The organism is Amycolatopsis kentuckyensis (genome assembly GCF_041679295.1).
Taxonomy (GTDB): Bacteria; Actinomycetota; Actinomycetes; order Mycobacteriales; family Pseudonocardiaceae; genus Amycolatopsis; species Amycolatopsis kentuckyensis_A.
Window position 1 is genome coordinate 544,265 of sequence record NZ_JBGDMD010000005.1, and the last position, 18,148, is coordinate 562,412.

Below are 18,148 nucleotides of genomic sequence, written 5' to 3' on the forward strand. Positions count from 1 at the left end.
TCAGCCCGCGAGACCCGCTTCGTGCGCCAGAAGACCGGCCTGGGTCCGGTTGGCGCACCCCAGCTTCGTCAGCATCCGCGAGACGTAGCTCTTCACCGTCGCTTCGGACAGGTGCAGCTTGGCCGCGATGGCGGCGTTGGACATGCCTTCACCGAGGCAGACGAGCATGTCCAGCTCGCGGTCCGTGAGATCCGCCGTGCGTTCGCGAGCTTCCTGCGAGCGTTCGTGTTCGCCGGCCGACGCCGAGACCATCCGGCGCGCGGCTTCCTTGGACAGCACCGTGTGCCCGTCGGCCGCGACGCGCACGAGGCCGATCAGGTCCTCCGGGGGCGTCGACTTGAGCAGGAAGCCCGACGCGCCGGCCCGCAACGCCTTGAGGACGTAGCTGTCGGTGTCGAACGTCGTGAGCGCGACGAGGGCGGGCGGGTCGGGGAGCTTGACGATCCGCTCGATCGCGGTCAGCCCGTCCACGCCGGGCATCCGCAGGTCCATCAGCATGACGTCGGGCCGGAAGCGCCCGGCGGCTTCGACGGCTTCGGCGCCGTCCTGCGCCTGCCCGACGATGTCGATGTCCTCGGCGGAGGTCAGCACCGTACGCAGGTGCGCGAGCACCATCGGCTCGTCGTCGACGATCACCAGGCGGATCACGCTGTCGTCTTTCCCTTGGGTGCGCACACCCCGCAGTATCGCATTGACCGGGCCCGCACCGCCTCCGAACGCGGAACCCGCCGGGGCGGGTTCCGCGCCGTGCGTCAGCCCTTGGCGACCAGGTCCAGCAGACGGCCGGTGAGGTCGAGGTGCTCGTCCACGCCGCTCGTCAGGTAGGTCAGGTCGACGAAAGTCTGGTCCGGCTCGAGGATCCCGGCGATCTTCGTCACCGACTCCGCGATCTGCTCGGCTTCCGTGCCGGGCGCGGCGTTCACGCGCAGCGCCACGCCGAGCGCCTGCGGGTCGCGCCCGGCCTGCTCGGCGTCGGCCCGGATCTTCGCGAGGGTGGAGGTGAGCACGTCCGCGGGGAACTGCTCGGGCACCGACCAGACCGGCAGCCAGCCGTCGGCCCGCTCGGCGACCCGGCGCAGCGACTTCTCGCCGAAGCCGGCGAGGTGCACCGGCGGCTTGCGCACCGGCTTGAGGTTGACGTGGGACTCGGCGATGGCGTAGCCGACGCCTTCGTGCGACACGGTCTCCTCGGTCCACCACTTCTCGAGCAGGTCGAGCAGGTCGTCCAGCCGCTTGCCGCGCTCGCTCATCGGGATGCCGACGGCCGCGTACTCGTCGGGCGACCAGCCGATCCCGAGGCCGGGCAGCAGCCGTCCGTTGGAGGCGACGTCGAGGCTGGTGAGCAGCCGCGCGAAGTTCGCGGGCTGGTACTGGGTGGCGTTGATGGTGCTGGAGCCGAGGATCGCCGTCTCGGTCACGGCGGCAGCGACGGCCAGCGCGGTGAACGGGTCCTGGGCGGTGTGGAACTCCTCGGGCATGGTGTCGTAGCCCGGGTAGGGCACGACGGGGGCGACCGGCGAAAGCAGCCGGTCACCGACCCACAGACTGGCCGCCCCGGCCTGTTCGGCTGCGCGGGCGTACCGCGCGATCCCGCCCGGTGTGGCCGCCGCCTTGCCGAAGACCGGAAGGCTGAAACCCAAGTGCATGAATTCTCCCCTGGAGAGCGAACGGATCCTTGGTGATCCTCTGCCCAGTAGTACTCCCGTTTAGTTGCTCGTTCAAGCACTACCAGTCGATCTTCGCGAACAGGAACGGTTCGTTCTCCGGCGCTTCCTTCCGGGCCCGCAACGCTTTTTCTGCGGGCGCCCCGGCCGGCACGCGCAACGGCGGTTCGGCGTGCTCGATCGTCTCGGCGACCGTGACAGCAACCTCTTCGGGTGTCACGACTTCGCCGCGCAGGGCGGCGAGCTGGTCGTACAGCGGGAGGTACGGGTCTTCGTCGGCGAAGAAGACCTTGGCGCGCTCGGCGCCGCCCGAGGACACCGCGCCGGGCTGGACGATGCTCACCTTGACGCCGAAGTGGCGCGTTTCGACGGCGAGTGTCTCGGCGATCGCTTCGAGAGCCCACTTGCTGGCCGCGTACGGGCCGATGATCGGCAGCACGAGCCGGCCCTGGATGCTGGAAACGAAGACGAGGTGGCCCGAGCCGCGGACGCGCATCGCAGGCAGGACGGCCTGGGCGATCCGCAGCGCGCCCAGCGTGTTGAGCCGGAAGAGCCGGTCGACCTCGTCGAGGGGCACGGTTTCCAGTGGCGCGCGCACGGTCTGGCCGGCGTTGCTGATCAGGACGTCGACTTCGCCGGCGTCTTTCACCGCCTGGTCGACGCTTTCCTGATCGGTGACGTCCAGCCGCAGCCGCCGGTCGACGGGCAGGTCGTCGAGCGTCCGCGGATCGCGTGCGGTGGCGACGACCCGGTGCCCGCGGCGGGACAGTTCGAGCGCGATCGCGCGGCCGATGCCCTTGCCCGCGCCGGTGATGAGGACGGATGCCATGGGTTTCTCCTCAAGCCACGAAGTAGGGGCCGTTGCCGGCGAAGGATTCCTTGTTCGCGAGCACGAACTGCTCGACCGAAAGCGGGGCCTGGCCGCCGACCTGCTCGACGACGTCGTTGGTGCCCGCGAAAACGCCGTTCCGGTAATCGACGGCGACGTTGCCGAGGTGCTGGATCAGGTGTGCCGGCAGCCCGCGCGCGGCCATCGACGCGGAGAACTCTTCGACGCTGATCGGCTCGTAGCGCACCGGGATGCCGAGCGCGCCGGCCATGATCTCCGCGATCTCGCGGTGGTTCAGCTCGACCGGGCCGTGGAGCGAGTAGGCGGCGCCGGCGTGCGGCTCGGGATCGGCGAGGACCGCGGCGATGACGCGTCCCTGGTCGGCCGCGGCGATCGGCGCGTGCCGGCCTTCGCCGAAGGGGAGACGCAGGAGGCCTTCGCCGTCGCGCAGTTCCCACCACGAGGTGAGCCACTCGGCGAAGAACGTCGGCCGCAGGTGGGTGGTGAGCAGGCCGGTCCGGTCCAGCACGCGCTCGGCGAGCCAGTGCTGCCGCGCCGCGTTGCTGCGAGCCTCGCGGCGGGCGGAGATCTGGGACATGTCCACGATCGAGCGGACGCCGGTTTCCGTTGCCGCCTGGGCGAAATTGACGGTCGCGTCGAGCAGGCCTTCGCGGATCGGGTAGCAGAAGTAGGCACCGGTGACGCCGTCGAGCGCCGCGGTGACGGCGTCGAGGTCGAGGAGATCGGCCCGCACGACTTCGGCGCCGGCCGCGGCGAGCGCGCGCGAGCGGTCGTCGTCGCGGCGGACCATGGCGCGGACGCGGTGGCCGCGGGCGAGCAGGTGCCCGACGGTGGCGCCGCCGGTCTTGCCGGCCGCGGCGGTCACGAGGAAGAGGGACATCGGAACTCCTTTGCGGGTCAGGCCGGATCGCCGACGACGGTGCCGCGCATGAGCCACGTCGGGCCCTCGGCGTAGGTCGCGGCCTCGGCGAAGAACGCGCCGAAGTGGGGACCGGCGGCGTGGGCGGTGAACGCGTCGGCGTCCGCGTAGACCTCGTTGAGGTAGAAGACGTCGGAGTTCCCTTCGTCCGCGATGACCTCGAACCGGCGGGAGCCGGGCTCGTTCGCGAGGGAGTCGCGCGCGGTCTTCGCGGCCAGGCGGACGAAGTCGTCGTGGTGGTCCGGCGGGACCGTGAAGGAGACGAGGAACTGGAACACGATGCACCCTCCTGGTGTCAGTTCATTCACCGAACTACCACACCGTAGCACGAACCAGTTCAATGAACGAACTGCCGCGTGTACACTGGTCCCATGGCCCTCCCCAGCACCTACGCGGATCGCAACTGCTCGCTGGCGCGCTCCCTGGAGGTCGTCGGGGAGCGGTGGACGCTGCTGATCGTCCGCGACGCCTTCTTCGGCGTCCGGCGGTTCGGGGACTTCGCGGCCCAGCTCGGGATCCCGCGCGCCGTCCTGACCAGCCGGTTGAAGGCCCTCGTGCAGGAAGGCGTCCTCGTCCGCGAGAACGCCGAATACCGGCTCACCGACAAGGGCCTCGCGCTCTGGCCGGTCGTGCGCGCGCTGATGGGCTGGGGCGACGCGTTCTACTCCCCGGACGGCGAAAAGCGCACCACCCGCCACGACGCGGACGGCGGCCGCCTCGACGCGGACGGCCGGTGTGAACAATGCGGCGTCGTCGTGCCGGTGCCGGAGATCCGCATCGAGCCCGGCCCGGGCTACCGGCCGGCCGCGGACCCCGACCCGGTGTCGGCCGCGATGAGCACGCCGCGGCGGTTGCTCGAGCCGGTCGTGTGACGCGCGTCATGCCCTGTCACAGCGACCGGGCACCCGGTGTCTTGAGGCCGACCGAAGGAGACCTCATGAACACCGCACTCTGGATCGCCGCCGCGTTGCTCGCCGTCGTCGCTCTGACCGGGGGCGTCAGCAAGACCTTCGTGCCCCGGGCCAAGCTCGCCGCCCACCCGGGCGGCGCGTGGACCGGCGAACGCAGCGCCGGGTTCGTCAAGACGCTCGGCGTCCTCGAACTGCTGGCCGCCGCCGGGCTGGTCCTGCCCGCCGCGCTCGGGATCGCCCCCGTGCTGGTCCCGGTGACGGCCGTCTGCTGGGTCCTGCTCATGATCGGGGCCATGCTCACCCACCTGCGCCACGGCGAAGCGAAGTTCGTCGCGCTGAACCTGACTTACCTCGCCATCGCGGTCTTCGTTGCCTGGGGGCGCGCGTGACCGCCACCGAAACCTTCGTCGCGCACCGGAACCTGCTGTTCACCGTCGCCTACGAGATGCTCGGCTCGGCGGCCGACGCGGAGGACGTCCTGCAGGAAACCTGGCTGCGCTGGGCCGACGTCGACCTCGCGGAGGTCCGCGACGAGCGCGCCTACCTGGTCCGCATCACGACGCGGCTGGCGCTCAACCGGCTGCGCACGATGAAGCGGCGCAAGGAGGCCTACGTCGGCCCCTGGCTGCCCGAGCCGCTGCTCACCGCGCCGGACGTCGCCGAGGACGTCGAACTCGCCGAGAGCGTGTCGATGGCGCTGATGCTGGTCCTCGAGACGCTGGCGCCGACCGAACGCGCGGTCTTCGTGCTGCGGGAGGTCTTCGAGTTCGGCTACGACGAGATCGCCGCCGCCGTCGGCAAGACCCCGGCCGCGGTCCGCCAGATCGCGCACCGCGCCCGCAAGCACGTCGACGCCCGCCGCCCGCGCGAGCCGGTCTCGGCCCGCGAAACCCGCGCGGTGTTGGAGTCGTTCCAGCGCGCGCTGGCCACCCGCGACTTCCAGGGCCTGCTGGACGTGCTCGCCCCCGACGTCGTCCTGCTCAGCGACGGCGGCGGCGTCAAGCAGGCGGCGCTGCGGCCGGTCGCGGGCGCGGACAAGGTGGTCCGCTTCATGTCCGGCGGCATCGGCCGCACGGACGCGGTGCTCACCAGCGGCCTGACGGTGGTCAACGGCAACCCGGGCCTGGCGCTGCACCTGAACGGCGAGCTCGACGGCATCATGGCGGTCCGCCTCGACGCCGGCCGCATCACGGGGCTGTACTACGTGCGCAACCCGGAGAAGCTGACGCGCGTCGAGTCGGAGACCCCGCTGACCCTGCGGTGAGCGCTCGGCCAGGACGCGGACCGCGCGGTGATCGAGGTGCTTCCCGCGCCAGTGGCCGAGGTTGGCCGAGCTCGTCGTTACCGCCGCGCACGGCCGACGCGAGCGCCAGGTCAAGGCGCCGGCGTGTCCGCCGTCGAAGCTCGGCCACGCCGCCAGGTCGTGCGGGGCGGTGACCGTGGAGAACAGCCGCCTCCGCACTTCGTCCGGGGCCGTCTCCCAGCTGGCCGGCCGCGCGCACCGCCGCGGCGCCGGAGGGTAGCGCCGCGGGCGCGGCACGTGACCGCCGGGACAGGTATGGGTTCAGGTACTTGTACGGGTGCGGCCCCGCGCGCCGCGGCGCAAGCTTGACCGGCCCCCGATGACCGCAGGAGGTCGGAAAACCCATGGTGCACGGCCGGTCGCGTCCCCTCCTCCGGGTCGTTTCCCCCGCGAGCTCCCCGGAGCCGCGACCGGCCGCCTCGGGCTCGCGCGACCGCTACGCCGACCTCGACGACCGGCGGCTGGCCGCGATCCTGGCCGCGGAGGACACGGCGGAGGAGCACGGCCTCAACCCGCACACCCGCAGCACCTGCTACGTCCACCGGTGCTGGGCGCACCAGTGCGTCGGCGACCCGCTGCACGTCCTCGTCGTCACCGGGCACCGGTGGTGCCGCCGCTGCGAGTGCCCGGTCGACGTCGCCGTCGACGAGACCCCGCCCGGCGCGGTCCACCTGTTCTGCCCGCGCTGCGGCCAGGCGGGTTCGGCGGCCAACCGCGAAGTCCGTCAGGCCTGCCGCACGAGCCTCGCCGCGATGCACGGCGGCCACACGCCGACCCTCTACCGCATCCCGGACGCCTGACACCCGCGAGGTTGCTTCCTCCGAGGGGCTCGCATTGACCGGCCCGCGCGGACGTCCTTACGGTGCTCGGGTGGGCAAGGCCGGCACGACGCGGGGGAAGGGCAACCTGCCCGCCGACACCACGAGCTTCGTAGGGCGCAAGTCGGACGTTTCCGAGGTCAAGCAGCTGCTGACGCGGGCGCGGCTGGTCACGCTGACCGGGGTCGGCGGCGTCGGCAAGACGCGGCTGGCCGTCCAGACCGCTGCCGAGCTCTCGCGCGCGTTTCCCGACGGCGTCTGGCTGGTCGAGCTCGCCGGGCTGCAGGACCCGGCGCTGGTCGCGCACACCGTGCTCGAGGCGCTGGGCGTCCACGACGAAACCGGCCGGAAGCCGGCGGCGGTGCTGGCCGAGCACCTGCGCGACCGGCGGCTGCTGGTCATCCTGGACAACTGCGAGCACGTCCTCGACGCGTGCGCGACGCTGGCGCACGACCTGCTGCGGGCCGCGCCGGGCCTGCGACTGCTCGCGACCAGCCGTGAGCGGCTCGCGCTGGCCGGCGAGCACCTCTGGCCGGTGTCTCCGCTGCCGCTGCCCGAGGCCGGCCGCCCGCTGCCCGGCGGGGCCTGGCTGCACTACCCGGCGCTGACGCTGTTCGCCGAACGCGCGGCCGCCGTCGACCCCGGGTTCGCCGTCACCGCGGAGAACCAGGAGCGCGTCGCGCAGGTGTGCCGGCTGCTGGCCGGCATCCCGCTGGCGATCGAGCTGGCGGCCGTCCGGCTGCGGGTGCTGACGCTGGCGGAACTGGAGTCCGGGCTGGACGACTGCTTCCGGCTGCCCGGGACGGTGAAGCGCGGCGGCGAGCCCCGGCACCAGACGCTGCTGGCGGCCGTCGACTGGAGCTTCGCGTTGTGCAGCCCGGCCGAGCGGCGGCTGTGGGCCCGGACGTCGGTGTTCGCCGGCGGCTTCGACCTGCCGGCGGCCGAGCGCGTCTGCGCGGGCGAGGACGTCCGCGCCGGGCTCGCCGGGCTGGTGGAGAAGTCGGTGCTGATCCGCGAAGCCGGGCGGTTCCGGCTGCTGGAGCCCTTGCGGCAGTTCGGCCGGGCCCAGCTGACCGAGTCCGGGGAAGCGGCGGAGGCCCTGCGGACGATGCGGGACCACTACCTCGAACTGGCCGTCTGCGGCGAACGGGGGTGGTTCGGGCCGGAGCAGGCGGAGGTCTTCCGCCGGACGCGGGTGGAGCACGCGAACCTGCGCGCGGCGCTGGACTACAGCCTGACGGTGCCGGGCGAGCTCGAAACCGGCCTCCGGCTCGCCTCGACGCTCTGGTACTACTGGGCCGGCTGCGGGGTGTTCGGCGAAGGCCGCCACTGGCTCGACCGCGCGCTCGCGCTGTCGCCCGAACCGGGTGCGTCGCGGGCGAAAGCGTTGTGGGTCAACGGTTACGTGGCGACGCTGCAGGGCGACAACGCAGGCGCGATCGCGATGCTGGAGGAGTGCCGCGCGTACGCGCGCCGGGCCGGCGACGAGGTAGCGCTCGCGTACGCGACCCACCGGCTCGGCTGCAACCTGCTGGTGGGCGACGACATCGGCGACGCGAAGGCGCTGTTCGAGGAGGCGCAGGCGCGGTACCGGCAGCTCGGCGAGCTGAACAGCAACGTGATGCTGGCGGGCATCGAGCTGGCGGTGGCGTCGGTCTTCCTGGGCGACCTCGACCGCGCGGGCGAGCTGTGCGAAGAGGCGTGCGCGACGGGCGACGCCCACGGCGAGCAGTGGGCCCAGGCGTACGCGACGTTCGTCCAGGCGCTGGTGGCACTGGGCCGCGGCGACTTCACCCGCGCCGCCGAGCGCGGCCGGCAGTGCCTGCGCGTCAAGCGGAAGTTCCACGACCTGCTGGGAATCGTGCTGGCGATCGAGGTCCTGGCGTGGAACGAAGCGGCCCGAGGCCACTGGGAACCGGCGGCGACGATGCTGGGATCGGCCCAGCCGATCTGGCAGGCGGTCGGCTTCCCGATGTTCGGCTCGCGGTATTTCGGGGCCCCGCACAGGCAGTGCGAGAGGTCGGCTCGCCGGGCATTGGGCGACGGCCCGTTCACGGCGGCCTTCCGCCGCGGCGGCGAGTTCGGCTTGGAGGAAGCGATCACGTACGCATTGGGTGACGCGACGCCGTCGCCGGTGCCCGGTCCGTCGAGGGTGACGCCGTTGACGGACCGCGAGCGCGAGGTGGCGGTGCTGATCGCGGACGGGCGGTCGAACCAGGAGATCGCGGACAAGCTGGTCATTTCCCGGCGGACGGCGGAGGGCCACGTGAACCGGATCCTGCGGAAGCTGGGATTCGATTCACGCAGCCAGATCGCCGCCTGGGCGGCGCAGGTCTCGCGGCTTTAGCCGAGCCGGCTGAACAGGGCCGGCATCCGTAACAAGGAGCCGATCAGCCGCGACCTTGGCTGCGCATCGCACAACGCGAAGCTCGGCACCTCATGGCCCGTCCCCGGCCGCGCCGAACCCGGGAATCCTGGTGCGCCAGGGGAAGGGCTCACAATGATGCGAAGAATCCACGCGGTTCCACGTGGCCTGCTGGTGGTGTTTTCCGTCGTCCTGCTCACCGTATTCGGCCTCGCGCCGACGGCGTCAGCGGCGGTCCTGTGGCCCGACGAGCAGGCGATGATCACCACGAGCACCTACCGATCCACCTACGTCTACGACGTCGGCGTCGGGAACGCCATCTCCGCCGAGCAGTTCGCGCAGCCGGCGGTCACCGCGTTCTACCGCGCGCAAGGCGGCTTCGACCGGAACTTCATGTACTGGGCGCCGATCGTGGCGATCGACCGGCCCCACGAAGGCTGGAAGGCGTGCACCGGCAACACCGGTGGCCTCTGCCAGGACGTGCGTGACGGGAACCAGCTGATCGACGCCGAGATCGCGACCGGCCAGATCCACGTCAAGTACTGGAACGGCGCCTTCATCGGAGTGGCCTGCGGCAACTGGAACCACGGCGGCACCGGTCCGGTTCCGGTGATCAGCGGCGCGAAGTACGAGGACGTCAACGGTGACGGCGTCCGGCAGGCCGGCGAACCGGGCCTCGCCGGCTGGACGATCGACCTGTCCTACCACGGCACGGTGGTGGAAACGGCCACGACGGACGCCGCAGGTGGTTACTCGTTCTCCTTGGACGCCGAACGGTTCCCGGTCGCCGCGGGCACGTACACCCTGTCGGAACGTCCGCAGCCGGGGTGGGTCCAGTCCCACGCGCCGGCGCCCGTCACCGTCGGCTACGGCGCCGGCGCGGCGAACTTCGGCGGCAACGACTTCGGGAACTACCGGCCGGCGACGATCGGCGGCCGGAAGTTCGACGACCACGGGGCCGACGGCAGCGGCACTGGCGATCCCGGGCTGGCGAACTGGACGTTCGACCTGGACAACGGCGCGACCGCGGTGACCGGGAGCACGGGCGAGTTCGCGTTCGCGGGCCTGCGGCCGGGCACCTACACGGTACGGGAACGGCAGCAGCCGGGGTGGCGGCGGACGACGCCGGCCTCCGGGGCCACGACCGTGACGGTCACCAGCGGCCAGGTCGCCGGGGGCGTCGACTTCGGCAACGTCTGCCTCGGCGCGATCGCGGTGACCGCACCGGCCGGTGTGGCGGTCCGCGTCGACGAGGCCGGTGTCCCCGGCATCCTCGCGAACGATCCGCCGGCCCCGCGCACCGCGTCGGGCACCGCCACGGTTTCCGGTCTGCTGCCCGGCACCTACCGGGTGACCCTGACCCTGCCCGACGGCGTCTTCACCACCGACGCGGACCTCACGTCGCTCGACGGGAAGTTCGCGATAGTCAAGACGATCACGGTCGCCGAGTGCGGCACGAGTCCGGTCGCGCCCCCGTTCGTGACGTCGCAGCCGGGCAAGATCACCGGCGGCGTCCGGATCCTGGTGCCGGGCGGGACCGCCACCGCCGGGTTCGAGTTCATGCAGCGTGGCGACGGCCCGCGCGGCACGCTCGAGTACAACGACCACGGCAACGGCATCGACATCCACACCTCGGACATCACCGGGATCTCGGCTTCGGGCGGGGATGCCTACGTGTTCGGGCACGCCGTGGTGGGCGGCATGACGTACGGTTTCCGGCTCCACCTCGTCGACGCGGGTGAACCCGGCACCGGCGACCGCTTCGAACTCCAGGTGGCGAACGGGTACTCCGCCGGGTTCGGCCAGACGCTGAACGGCGGCAACGTCCAGGTCCACTGAGACCGCCGTGCCAGTGTCGTGAGTGGTAATTCGGGTTCCGACCCGGATTACCACTCACGGGGGCTTACGCGAGCCGGCTGTCCCAATCGGCGAACGACGCCACCAGGTCCTCCGGCGCCCCGATGTCCTTCAACCGCCGCAGCTGGTCCTCGATGTAGTACCGGTACAGCGGAACCAGCCCCGCCGCCAGCTCCGGTCCCAGCTCCTCCGCGTCCAGCGGGTGCCCCTCCCGGACGCGCAACGCCAGCCGCACCAGCGACTTCGCCGGGGCGTCCGGCTGGGCCAGGTACCACTCGATCGCCTCGTCGTTGTTCGCCGCGCGGCCCGTCTCCAACGTTCCCGAGTACAGGAACCGGACCGGGAACAGCACCGCCTTCGTGAACCACACCGTGTCCACCAGGAGCCGCTGCGGCGAGCGGAACTCCGCCGTCACCTCCGGCGTCGCCAGCACCGCGATGGCGAAGGAAGCGCTCTCCAGCAACAGCTCCGACGCCGATGGGCGGGCGATCTCGGCCAAGACGTCCGAGCCCAGCAGGACCACGCCGTGGTCGGCCAGCTGCAGTCGGTCCATCGCCGGGAAACGCCCGTCGTCCCTGCCTTCGCGCAACGCAGGCAGGGACGCCCAGAACACCGAAAGCTTGCGGTGCAACGGGCTTCGCTCCTGCAACGCCGTCGTCGTGTCCGCGATCGACGCGCCGTCGGCGTCGGCCAGCACCAGGGCCAGGTCGATGTCGCTCGCCGCCGGGGAGTAGCCGCCGTAGGACAGGCTGCCCAGCAGGTACGCGCCGATCAGGCGCTCTCCCAACGCTTCCTGGTACGCACGGGCCGCTTCGGCGGCGACTTCGCGAGCGGCCGCTTCGGGGTTCGTCATGCGGCCACCGTATCGCGGCGGGCGCACTCGGCGATGCGGTCCGAGACGACGCCGATCACCTGCCACGCCCGGTCGAGCACCGTGACGACGTCGTCCACCGTCCAGTCGTTGCGCCGGCGCAGCAGTTCGTAGCCCATCTCGAGGTGCTCGACGTCGGCTTCGTCGTGCAGGTCGAAGTATTCGTCCTCGGGGAACGCCCGCGTGCCCGCCTGGCTGAACACCAGGCTGCCCGCTTCCAGGGCCAGGTGCGCCAGCACCGCGCGCTGCACGCCCGGCAGGATCCCGAACTGGTCGACGAACCACGACGCGCCCGCTTCGATCACCGGGTCCCAGACCAGCTGCCGGTCGTCCGCGCGGCTGCGGGCGAGGATCTTGTCGTGCCCGATCTCCTCTTCCTGGTGCTCCAGGGCCAGGGCGCGCAGCTCCGGGTCGCTCTCGAACGTGACGCGGGCGCTGATCATCCGCTGGAAGGCGTTCGACCACGGCTGCAGGTAGGTGAGCACGGCCTTCTTGGTGTCGTCGGTCGTGCTCGCGTCGGTCAGCAGCCGGATCAGGTCCGACGCTTCGTACTCCCGTTGCCGCTGCTCGTTGTGCCGGGCCACGCGCTCGACGTCCTGCTGGGTCACGATCGGCTCCTTACCGTGGTGCTTCGGGAGATCATCTTTCCTGGCACGCTAAGCAAGATCAACAGGCGTCGGCGACCGGTCGTACACGGGGAACCGGAAGTACGTGGTGACGTCGCCGCGGCGGCCCGCTGTGCGGTAGCTCACCAGCTCGAGGATCCGCGTCCGCGTCAGCGGTCCCGGTGCCAGCGCGGCGGTGAGGAGGCGGAACCGCCCGGGGTCGACGCCTTCGCGGTGCAGCAGCGCGGCCGTCCGTTCGACGGCTTCTTCGTCACTGGCAGCGAGATCGGGCAGGCGCAGGTAGGTCGTGGACTCGGCCGCGCGGTCCAGCCCGGACCGGAACGCCAGGCAGCTCAACGCCGCTTCACCAGCATCTTCCCGGTCCCCGGCCAGGGTTTGGTACGCGCCGCGCGCGTCTTCGGCGTCGTGGCTCAGCGCCACCGCGGCGACGCGGTTCACTTCGGCGAGGCCGGCGCCGTGGTTGCGGTAGTAGACCTTGACCCGTGCCTCGGCCTCGTCGGCCAGGTCCACTGCGAAGAACTCGATTTCCCGGCTGCCTTCGACGGCTTCGATCCGGCGGCGGGCGTCGTCCCACGCGCGGGCCATGCCGAGCCGGTCCATCGCTTCGGCCACCGCGATCTCGCGGTGCGCGTGCGGCCACGGGTAGAGCCCGAAGTAGGTCTTGTGCACGATCCGCGACGGCGGGCGCCAGGCGATCGAGTGCCACAGGGGAGCGGGCGAGGGCCGGCCGCCGCGCACGGTGAACGTCTCGTGCACCCGGTGCAGCCTGCGGAAACCGCTCTCCGGCGGCGGCGCCACGTCGTGGCCGAGCCCGTCGAACAGCACCCGCAGCTCGGGGTGCGGCCCGGACCAGTTCACCGACATCTCGGCGGGGAACCCGTCGTCCGCCACATAGGACGGCTGGGCCGGGGTGGCGCCGATCCGTTCGTGCGCCCACGGCGGCAGCAGCGCGCGCAGCATCCGCGTGGTCCGGACGGACTGCTCGACCGGAACTTCGAGCGCTTCACAGGCCGTAGCCCAAAGCCCGCACAGAAAGTCACCGAAGAGACGACCCCGAGCCGGGTAGTTTTCCCTTATATATTCAGGAAACTCCGGCTCACGACTCGTCACGTCCGGATGCTATCAGTTTGATGCTTGCTCAACTAAAAAGCTGCACCCGGGTGGTCGAACCAATTGGGCCATGTGGGTTTGCCGGTGTCCGACGTGGACACGCTCGGACACATCGGACACCGGCGCCGTCCGAGGTGGACAGGGACAGGACAAACCGCAGGTCTCAGACCGGCGCGGGCACGATCGTCATGGCGTGCTTGACCAACCGGATGAGCGCGAGCTTGCTCGAGTCCCTGTCACGCGCGTCACACATGACGATCGGCACCCGGTCCGGGACGACGAGGGCCTCGCGGATCTCGTCCGCGGTGTAGCGCGGCGCGTTGTCGAAGCAGTTCACCGCCACGACGAACGGGATCTTCCGGCGCTCGAAGAAGTCGATCGCGGCGAAGCTGGTCTCCAGGCGCCGGGTGTCGACGAGCACGATCGTCCCGATCGCGCCGCGCGCGAGGTCGTCCCACATGAACCAGAAGCGCGCCTGGCCCGGCGTCCCGAACAGGTACAGCACGTGCCGCGGCGAGATCGTGATCCGGCCGAAGTCGAGCGCGACCGTCGTCGTGGTCTTGCGTTCCACGCCCGACAGGTCGTCCACCCCGGCGCTCGCCTCGGTGAGCACCTCCTCGGTGGTCAGCGGCGGGATCTCGCTGACCGAACCGACCATGGTGGTCTTCCCGGCGCCGAAACCGCCGGCGATGATGATCTTGACCGGCGTGGGGACCAGTTCGTCAGTACTTGATGAGGCCATCGAGAACCGCCTGGAGTGTTTCGAGGTCCGGCGACTGCGCCGGGTGGTGGGCAGGGGAGCGCGTGATCACGAGGCCGCGTTCGATGAGGTCGCCGACGAGCACGCGCACGACCCCCAGCGGGATCTTCACGTAGACCGCGATCTCGGCCACGGACACCGGGTGCCGGCACAGCTGCACGATCGCCTGGTGCTCCGGGCCCAGCCCGGCCGGCTCCTGTTCCGACCGCAGGGTCATCACCTGCGTGGAGAGGTCCAGCCGCGCGTTGTCCGCGGGCGTCCGGCCGCTGGTGATCGTGTAGGGCCGGACGAGCGGCCCGGCGGCCTCGTCGTACCAGCTCTCGTCCCCGCTCACGTGGCCTCCCGCAGGATCTGCGCCGCCTCGCGCGGCGCCGACACCATGTAGTCGCCGACCCGTTTGACCAGGCGGCTCATCTCGTAGGCGATCATCTCGACATCGACGTCGTCCGCGGCCAGCACGGCGAGGCAGGCGCCCTGCCCGGCGGCCGAGACGAACAGGTAGCCGCGCTCCATCTCGATCATGTTCTGCAGCACGGGGCCGCGGTTGAACTGCTTGCTCACCCCCTTGGCCAGGCTCTGCAGGCTGGAGGCGATGGCCGACAGCTGGTCGGAGTCGTCCTTGCCCATGCCGGCCGACTTGCCGATCAGCAGCCCGTCGGCGGACAGCACGATGGCGTTCTGCGCGCCGACCACGCGGTTCACCACGTCGTCGAGCAGCCAGTTGAGATCGGGTTTGGGGTTCCCGTACTCGTTCATGCGTCAGAGACCTTGACTTTCCTCTGTGGACATTCGATGTGCTGTCGCGGACTTACGCATCGTCCGACCCGACCCGGCCCCGGCGAGTGCCCTTGTGGAACGCGGCGAGGGTCCGCGCGGTCCCCTCGCCGGGCGCGGCGACGTCCTCGTCGCCTTCGTCGGGTTCGTTTTCGAGCTGGGCGACGAGGTTCTGCTGGGGCTCGCGCCGGGGCAGCCGGGGCCGGTCGTCGGCCGTCGGGGGCGGCGTCGCGGAGGTCTCGGCGGCCGGCGGCTCCGCGACCGGCGGCGCCGCGGCGGGCACCGCGGGCAGCGGGTCGGGCGGGGTGAGCGCGCGAGCCGGGTACGGCCTCGGCTTGGCCTCTCGCTTCATCGGGATCTGGCCGCTGAACGAGCTGGGCGTGTCCATGGAACCTGGTGCGCTTTCTGCTGCCTGCGGCGCGGGCGCGCCCACCGGAGCCAGCACCGCGGTGGTTTCCGCGGGGGAGGACCCCGGCTCGTCGGAGTGGTCCCCCTGCCGGCCGGCCAGGTGCTGGGACGGGATGAGCACGGTGGCACGCAGGCCGCCGTAGCGGGACGGGTCGAACGTGACGGTCATGCCGAGCTTCGACGCCAGGCGCGCGACCACGAAGAGGCCGAGGCTGGAGTCGGCCCGCAGCGCCATCGCGTCGAACTCGGGCGCCTCGGCCATCATCGCGTTGGCCCACTCGCGGACGCCGTCCTTCATGCCGAGCCCCTGGTCCGACACGTCGACGACGACCCCGCGCGCGACCGCGCGGCTGGTCACCTCGACCGGCGACCCGGGCGGCGAGAACGACGTCGCGTTGTCGACCAGCTCGGCGACGAGGTGGATCGTGTCGGCCACCGCGGTGCCGACGATCGCGACGTCGGGCACCTGCTCGACCTGGACCCGGGCGTACTGCTCGGTTTCCGACACGGCCGCGCGCAGGACCTCCATCAGCGCCACCGGCTTGCGCCAGCGGCGGCCCGGCTGCTTGCCGCCGAGGATGATCAGGTTCTCGGTGGTGCGGCGGGCGCGGGCGGCGAGGTGGTCGAGCTGGAACAGCGAGGCCAGCTGCGTCGAGTTGTCCTCGCGGGCTTCCATCTCGTCGAGGATCTGCAGCTGCTGGTGGACCAGGACCTGGTTGCGGTGGGCGATGCCGAGGAACACGTTGTGCACGCCGCTGCGGGCCTTCGCCTCGCTCGCCGCGGCGTTGACCGCGGTCAGCTGGGCGGTGTTGAACGCCTCGGCCACCTGCCCGATCTCGTCGCGGCCGTGGTCGAGCTGCGGGAGCTCTTCCTTGAGGTCGACGGGTTCGCCGTTCTTCAGCCGCTCCACGATGTTCGGCAGCCGGTTGCGGGCGAGGTCGAGCGAGTCGTTGCGCAGCCGGGCGAGGCGGGTCATCAGCGCGCGGTCGACGAGCGAGCGGGACACCCGCACGGCGACGATGATCGCGGCCAGTGACGCGAGCAGCGCCAGGATGCTGCCGATGATGACGTTGCGCAGCTGGGCGTCACCGGAGTCGATCGCGGCCGCGGAGACCTTGTCCGCCTGGGTGATCGCGAGGTCGTTGAGGCCCTGGGCGACCTGGGTGGTCGTGTTCAGCCAGTCCGTCTCGGACACCGGCACGGAGTTCTGCTCGCTCGGCGACCACGGGCCGTGCTTGACGATCGCCTGCTCGGCGGTGGCCAGCTGCTGCCACGCAGCGCTCTTGGTCAGCGCCTGGTACTTGTCGCGGACGCTCGCGTCGAGGAACGGCTCGATCTGCGTCAGCTGCGTCCGGTAGGTCCCGGACAGCTGGGCGAACTGCGCGAAGTCGTCGGGGGCGAAGGTGCCGGCCGAGAAGGCGGTCGAGACGAGCGACGTCTCGCGCGACATGGCGTCACCGGCGCGGAACACCGAGGTCGCCGTGATGCCGCCGGTCGCGGCGTCGGCGTCGGGCACGACGCGGGCCTGGGTGTCGAAGAGGTTGGACGCGGTGTCCATCACGCCGTTGTAGTAGCCGTTGACCTGCGCGCGGTCGATGCTGCGGAAGGAGATCTGCGAGCGCAGCACGGGCAGCTGGTCGAACTGGGACTTCAGCGCGTTGACCTTGGCCGCGATCTCGTCCGGCGCGTTGGAGATGGTCGCGGCGAACGCGTCCTTCAGGGCGCCGAGCTTTTCGTCGGTGGCCTTCTGCTGCTGCTGGAGCCGGCCCGGGCCGAGCGCGGGGTCGTCCAGGTACTGCAGCGCGGTCTGGCGTTCCTTCTGGAACTCGGCCAGCGCGGTGGCGGCGGGGATGGAGACCTCACGCACCGACGCCGCGACCAGCCGGACGTAAACGCCGTTGAAGAGGAAGTAGGAGGAGACCGCGATCCACAGCACGAGCAGCGTCACGCTGGGAATGAGAACGGTCCTGGTCAGCCTTTTGCGGATCGACTTGTCGTACGGCTTGTCCGACTCGTCCTGGGCGTCTTTGTTCTGCACGGCGGTTCACGAACTCCTGAGTGACGGTCGGCGAAAACTCCGGACCCGGACGAGGAAGCGGACACGACGATGGGACACAGCGGCCGCCGTCACCCGTCTTCGCCTCACCCTCCGTGTTGCCGCGGAATCGATCAGGGTCCGTTTTTTACCACGAACCACTGAACGGCGGTGGTGCTGACCCGGCGTCCGGACGGGTGTCCGCCGGACGGCGAACGGTGTTTACCGACCGCGTCCGGTTGATTACCCGCATTTCCTCTGGTAACGGCCCCGAGACGGTTTTCGCGGTGTTGCACGCTGGGCCGAACGGGTGAAAGTGAATTCGTCCGGTCCGCCGCGCCGAGGCGTTCGCAGGGCGGGAAAAAACGGGCACGACGGTTGCCTGGAGGTGCTCCGCAGCGGGCGACGCTCGGTCACGGGCGGGAGAAGATGATCTTCGTCACGGAAGCCGCCGCGGGCGGCGAAATCTCTGCTGTCGTGGAAATAGCGTGGGCCCGGGTGCTGCGCCGCGGGTATGGGCTCAGCCGGCGTCCGGCTCGCCGAACCCCACGTCCTCCCGCGTCTCCGGCAACGGCCGCCGCGGCTCGCGGACTCCGCTCGGGTCTCCGCCGCCGCTCACCCACACCGTCACCGTCGCCCAGCGGGCCACGCGCACGCCCGCGGCAGGTAACTGTGCCACCACCACGCCGTTCATCAACGGGTGCGGGCTGTCGGGATCGGGGCCCTGCAACAGCAATCCCGTGTCATGGCCGGACAGCCACGCGTCGAGCGCTTGCCGTCCCCGGAAGTCCGGCACCACGACCAGCTCGTCCACTGCTCCTCACCCGCTCTCCAGCGTAGCGAGCCGCGCAAGATTTACATCGGAAGAACTATTGTC

The 18,148-nt window shown here is 71.1% G+C and carries 19 protein-coding genes; 6 read left to right on the plus strand and 13 right to left on the minus strand.

The window, feature by feature from the left end:
• The 5 genes from ACERZO_RS23225 to ACERZO_RS23245 form a co-directional block, all read right to left on the minus strand.
• The gene (locus tag ACERZO_RS23225; RefSeq protein ID WP_364462079.1) at window positions 1–648 is read right to left on the minus strand and encodes a response regulator transcription factor; all 648 of its coding nucleotides are present in this window, start codon (window positions 646–648) and stop codon (window positions 1–3) included.
• Window positions 649–752: 104 nt separating this feature from the next.
• Window positions 753–1,646 (minus strand): TIGR03619 family F420-dependent LLM class oxidoreductase, encoded by an 894-nt coding sequence (locus tag ACERZO_RS23230; RefSeq protein ID WP_372666829.1) that lies wholly within the window; start codon window positions 1,644–1,646, stop codon window positions 753–755.
• A 79-nt stretch (window positions 1,647–1,725) separates the two neighbouring features.
• A complete protein-coding gene (locus ACERZO_RS23235; protein ID WP_372666830.1) occupies window positions 1,726–2,493 on the minus strand; it encodes an SDR family oxidoreductase in 768 nt (255 codons plus the stop codon).
• Between the two features lie 10 nt (window positions 2,494–2,503).
• Window positions 2,504–3,394, minus strand: a complete 891-nt coding sequence (locus ACERZO_RS23240) for an NmrA family NAD(P)-binding protein (RefSeq protein ID WP_372666831.1) — start codon at window positions 3,392–3,394, stop codon at window positions 2,504–2,506.
• 17 nt (window positions 3,395–3,411) lie between these two features.
• Window positions 3,412–3,711, minus strand: a complete 300-nt coding sequence (locus ACERZO_RS23245) for a putative quinol monooxygenase (protein ID WP_372666832.1) — start codon at window positions 3,709–3,711, stop codon at window positions 3,412–3,414.
• Window positions 3,712–3,804: 93 nt separating this feature from the next.
• On the opposite strand from ACERZO_RS23245, the gene ACERZO_RS23250 reads away from it, so the two are divergent.
• From ACERZO_RS23250 to ACERZO_RS23275, 6 genes are all read left to right on the plus strand, one after another.
• Window positions 3,805–4,305: a winged helix-turn-helix transcriptional regulator gene (locus tag ACERZO_RS23250; protein WP_372666833.1), complete on the plus strand. Its 501-nt coding sequence runs from the start codon at window positions 3,805–3,807 to the stop codon at window positions 4,303–4,305.
• Window positions 4,306–4,370: 65 nt separating this feature from the next.
• Entirely contained in the window at window positions 4,371–4,733 is a 363-nt protein-coding gene (locus ACERZO_RS23255; protein ID WP_372666834.1) for a DoxX family protein, read from the plus strand.
• The gene (locus tag ACERZO_RS23260) at window positions 4,730–5,608 is read left to right on the plus strand and encodes an RNA polymerase sigma-70 factor (RefSeq protein WP_372666835.1); all 879 of its coding nucleotides are present in this window, start codon (window positions 4,730–4,732) and stop codon (window positions 5,606–5,608) included. The genes ACERZO_RS23255 and ACERZO_RS23260 overlap by 4 nt, the downstream gene beginning before the upstream one ends.
• A 383-nt stretch (window positions 5,609–5,991) precedes the next feature.
• On the plus strand, window positions 5,992–6,447 hold the full coding sequence (locus ACERZO_RS23265; RefSeq protein ID WP_372666836.1) for a hypothetical protein: 456 nt from the start codon (window positions 5,992–5,994) through the stop codon (window positions 6,445–6,447).
• A 70-nt stretch (window positions 6,448–6,517) separates the two neighbouring features.
• The gene (locus tag ACERZO_RS23270) at window positions 6,518–8,812 is read left to right on the plus strand and encodes an ATP-binding protein (protein ID WP_372666837.1); all 2,295 of its coding nucleotides are present in this window, start codon (window positions 6,518–6,520) and stop codon (window positions 8,810–8,812) included.
• A gap of 153 nt (window positions 8,813–8,965) precedes the next feature.
• Window positions 8,966–10,669, plus strand: coding sequence for an SdrD B-like domain-containing protein (locus ACERZO_RS23275; RefSeq protein WP_372666838.1), 1,704 nt, complete (start codon window positions 8,966–8,968; stop codon window positions 10,667–10,669).
• Window positions 10,670–10,733: 64 nt separating this feature from the next.
• On the opposite strand, the gene ACERZO_RS23280 is transcribed toward ACERZO_RS23275, so the two are convergent.
• The 8 genes from ACERZO_RS23280 to ACERZO_RS23315 all read right to left on the minus strand — a co-directional run bounded on the left by ACERZO_RS23280 (window position 10,734) and on the right by ACERZO_RS23315 (window position 18,085).
• Window positions 10,734–11,540: a hypothetical protein gene (locus ACERZO_RS23280; RefSeq protein WP_372666839.1), complete on the minus strand. Its 807-nt coding sequence runs from the start codon at window positions 11,538–11,540 to the stop codon at window positions 10,734–10,736.
• Window positions 11,537–12,166, minus strand: a complete 630-nt coding sequence (locus tag ACERZO_RS23285) for a hypothetical protein (protein WP_372666840.1) — start codon at window positions 12,164–12,166, stop codon at window positions 11,537–11,539. The genes ACERZO_RS23280 and ACERZO_RS23285 overlap by 4 nt, the downstream gene beginning before the upstream one ends.
• 48 nt (window positions 12,167–12,214) lie before the next feature.
• On the minus strand, window positions 12,215–13,144 hold the full coding sequence (locus ACERZO_RS23290; RefSeq protein WP_372666841.1) for a hypothetical protein: 930 nt from the start codon (window positions 13,142–13,144) through the stop codon (window positions 12,215–12,217).
• Between the two features lie 313 nt (window positions 13,145–13,457).
• Window positions 13,458–14,036, minus strand: a complete 579-nt coding sequence (locus ACERZO_RS23295) for a GTP-binding protein (protein ID WP_208608335.1) — start codon at window positions 14,034–14,036, stop codon at window positions 13,458–13,460.
• Complete coding sequence (locus tag ACERZO_RS23300; RefSeq protein WP_086680729.1) at window positions 14,017–14,388, minus strand: DUF742 domain-containing protein; 372 nt, start codon at window positions 14,386–14,388, stop codon at window positions 14,017–14,019. The genes ACERZO_RS23295 and ACERZO_RS23300 overlap by 20 nt, the downstream gene beginning before the upstream one ends.
• On the minus strand, window positions 14,385–14,810 hold the full coding sequence (locus tag ACERZO_RS23305) for a roadblock/LC7 domain-containing protein (RefSeq protein ID WP_364461841.1): 426 nt from the start codon (window positions 14,808–14,810) through the stop codon (window positions 14,385–14,387). The genes ACERZO_RS23300 and ACERZO_RS23305 overlap by 4 nt, the downstream gene beginning before the upstream one ends.
• A 52-nt stretch (window positions 14,811–14,862) precedes the next feature.
• Entirely contained in the window at window positions 14,863–17,274 is a 2,412-nt protein-coding gene (locus ACERZO_RS23310) for a sensor histidine kinase (RefSeq protein ID WP_372666842.1), read from the minus strand.
• Window positions 17,275–17,791: 517 nt separating this feature from the next.
• Complete coding sequence (locus ACERZO_RS23315; RefSeq protein ID WP_372666843.1) at window positions 17,792–18,085, minus strand: hypothetical protein; 294 nt, start codon at window positions 18,083–18,085, stop codon at window positions 17,792–17,794.
• Window positions 18,086–18,148 lie beyond the last annotated feature (63 nt).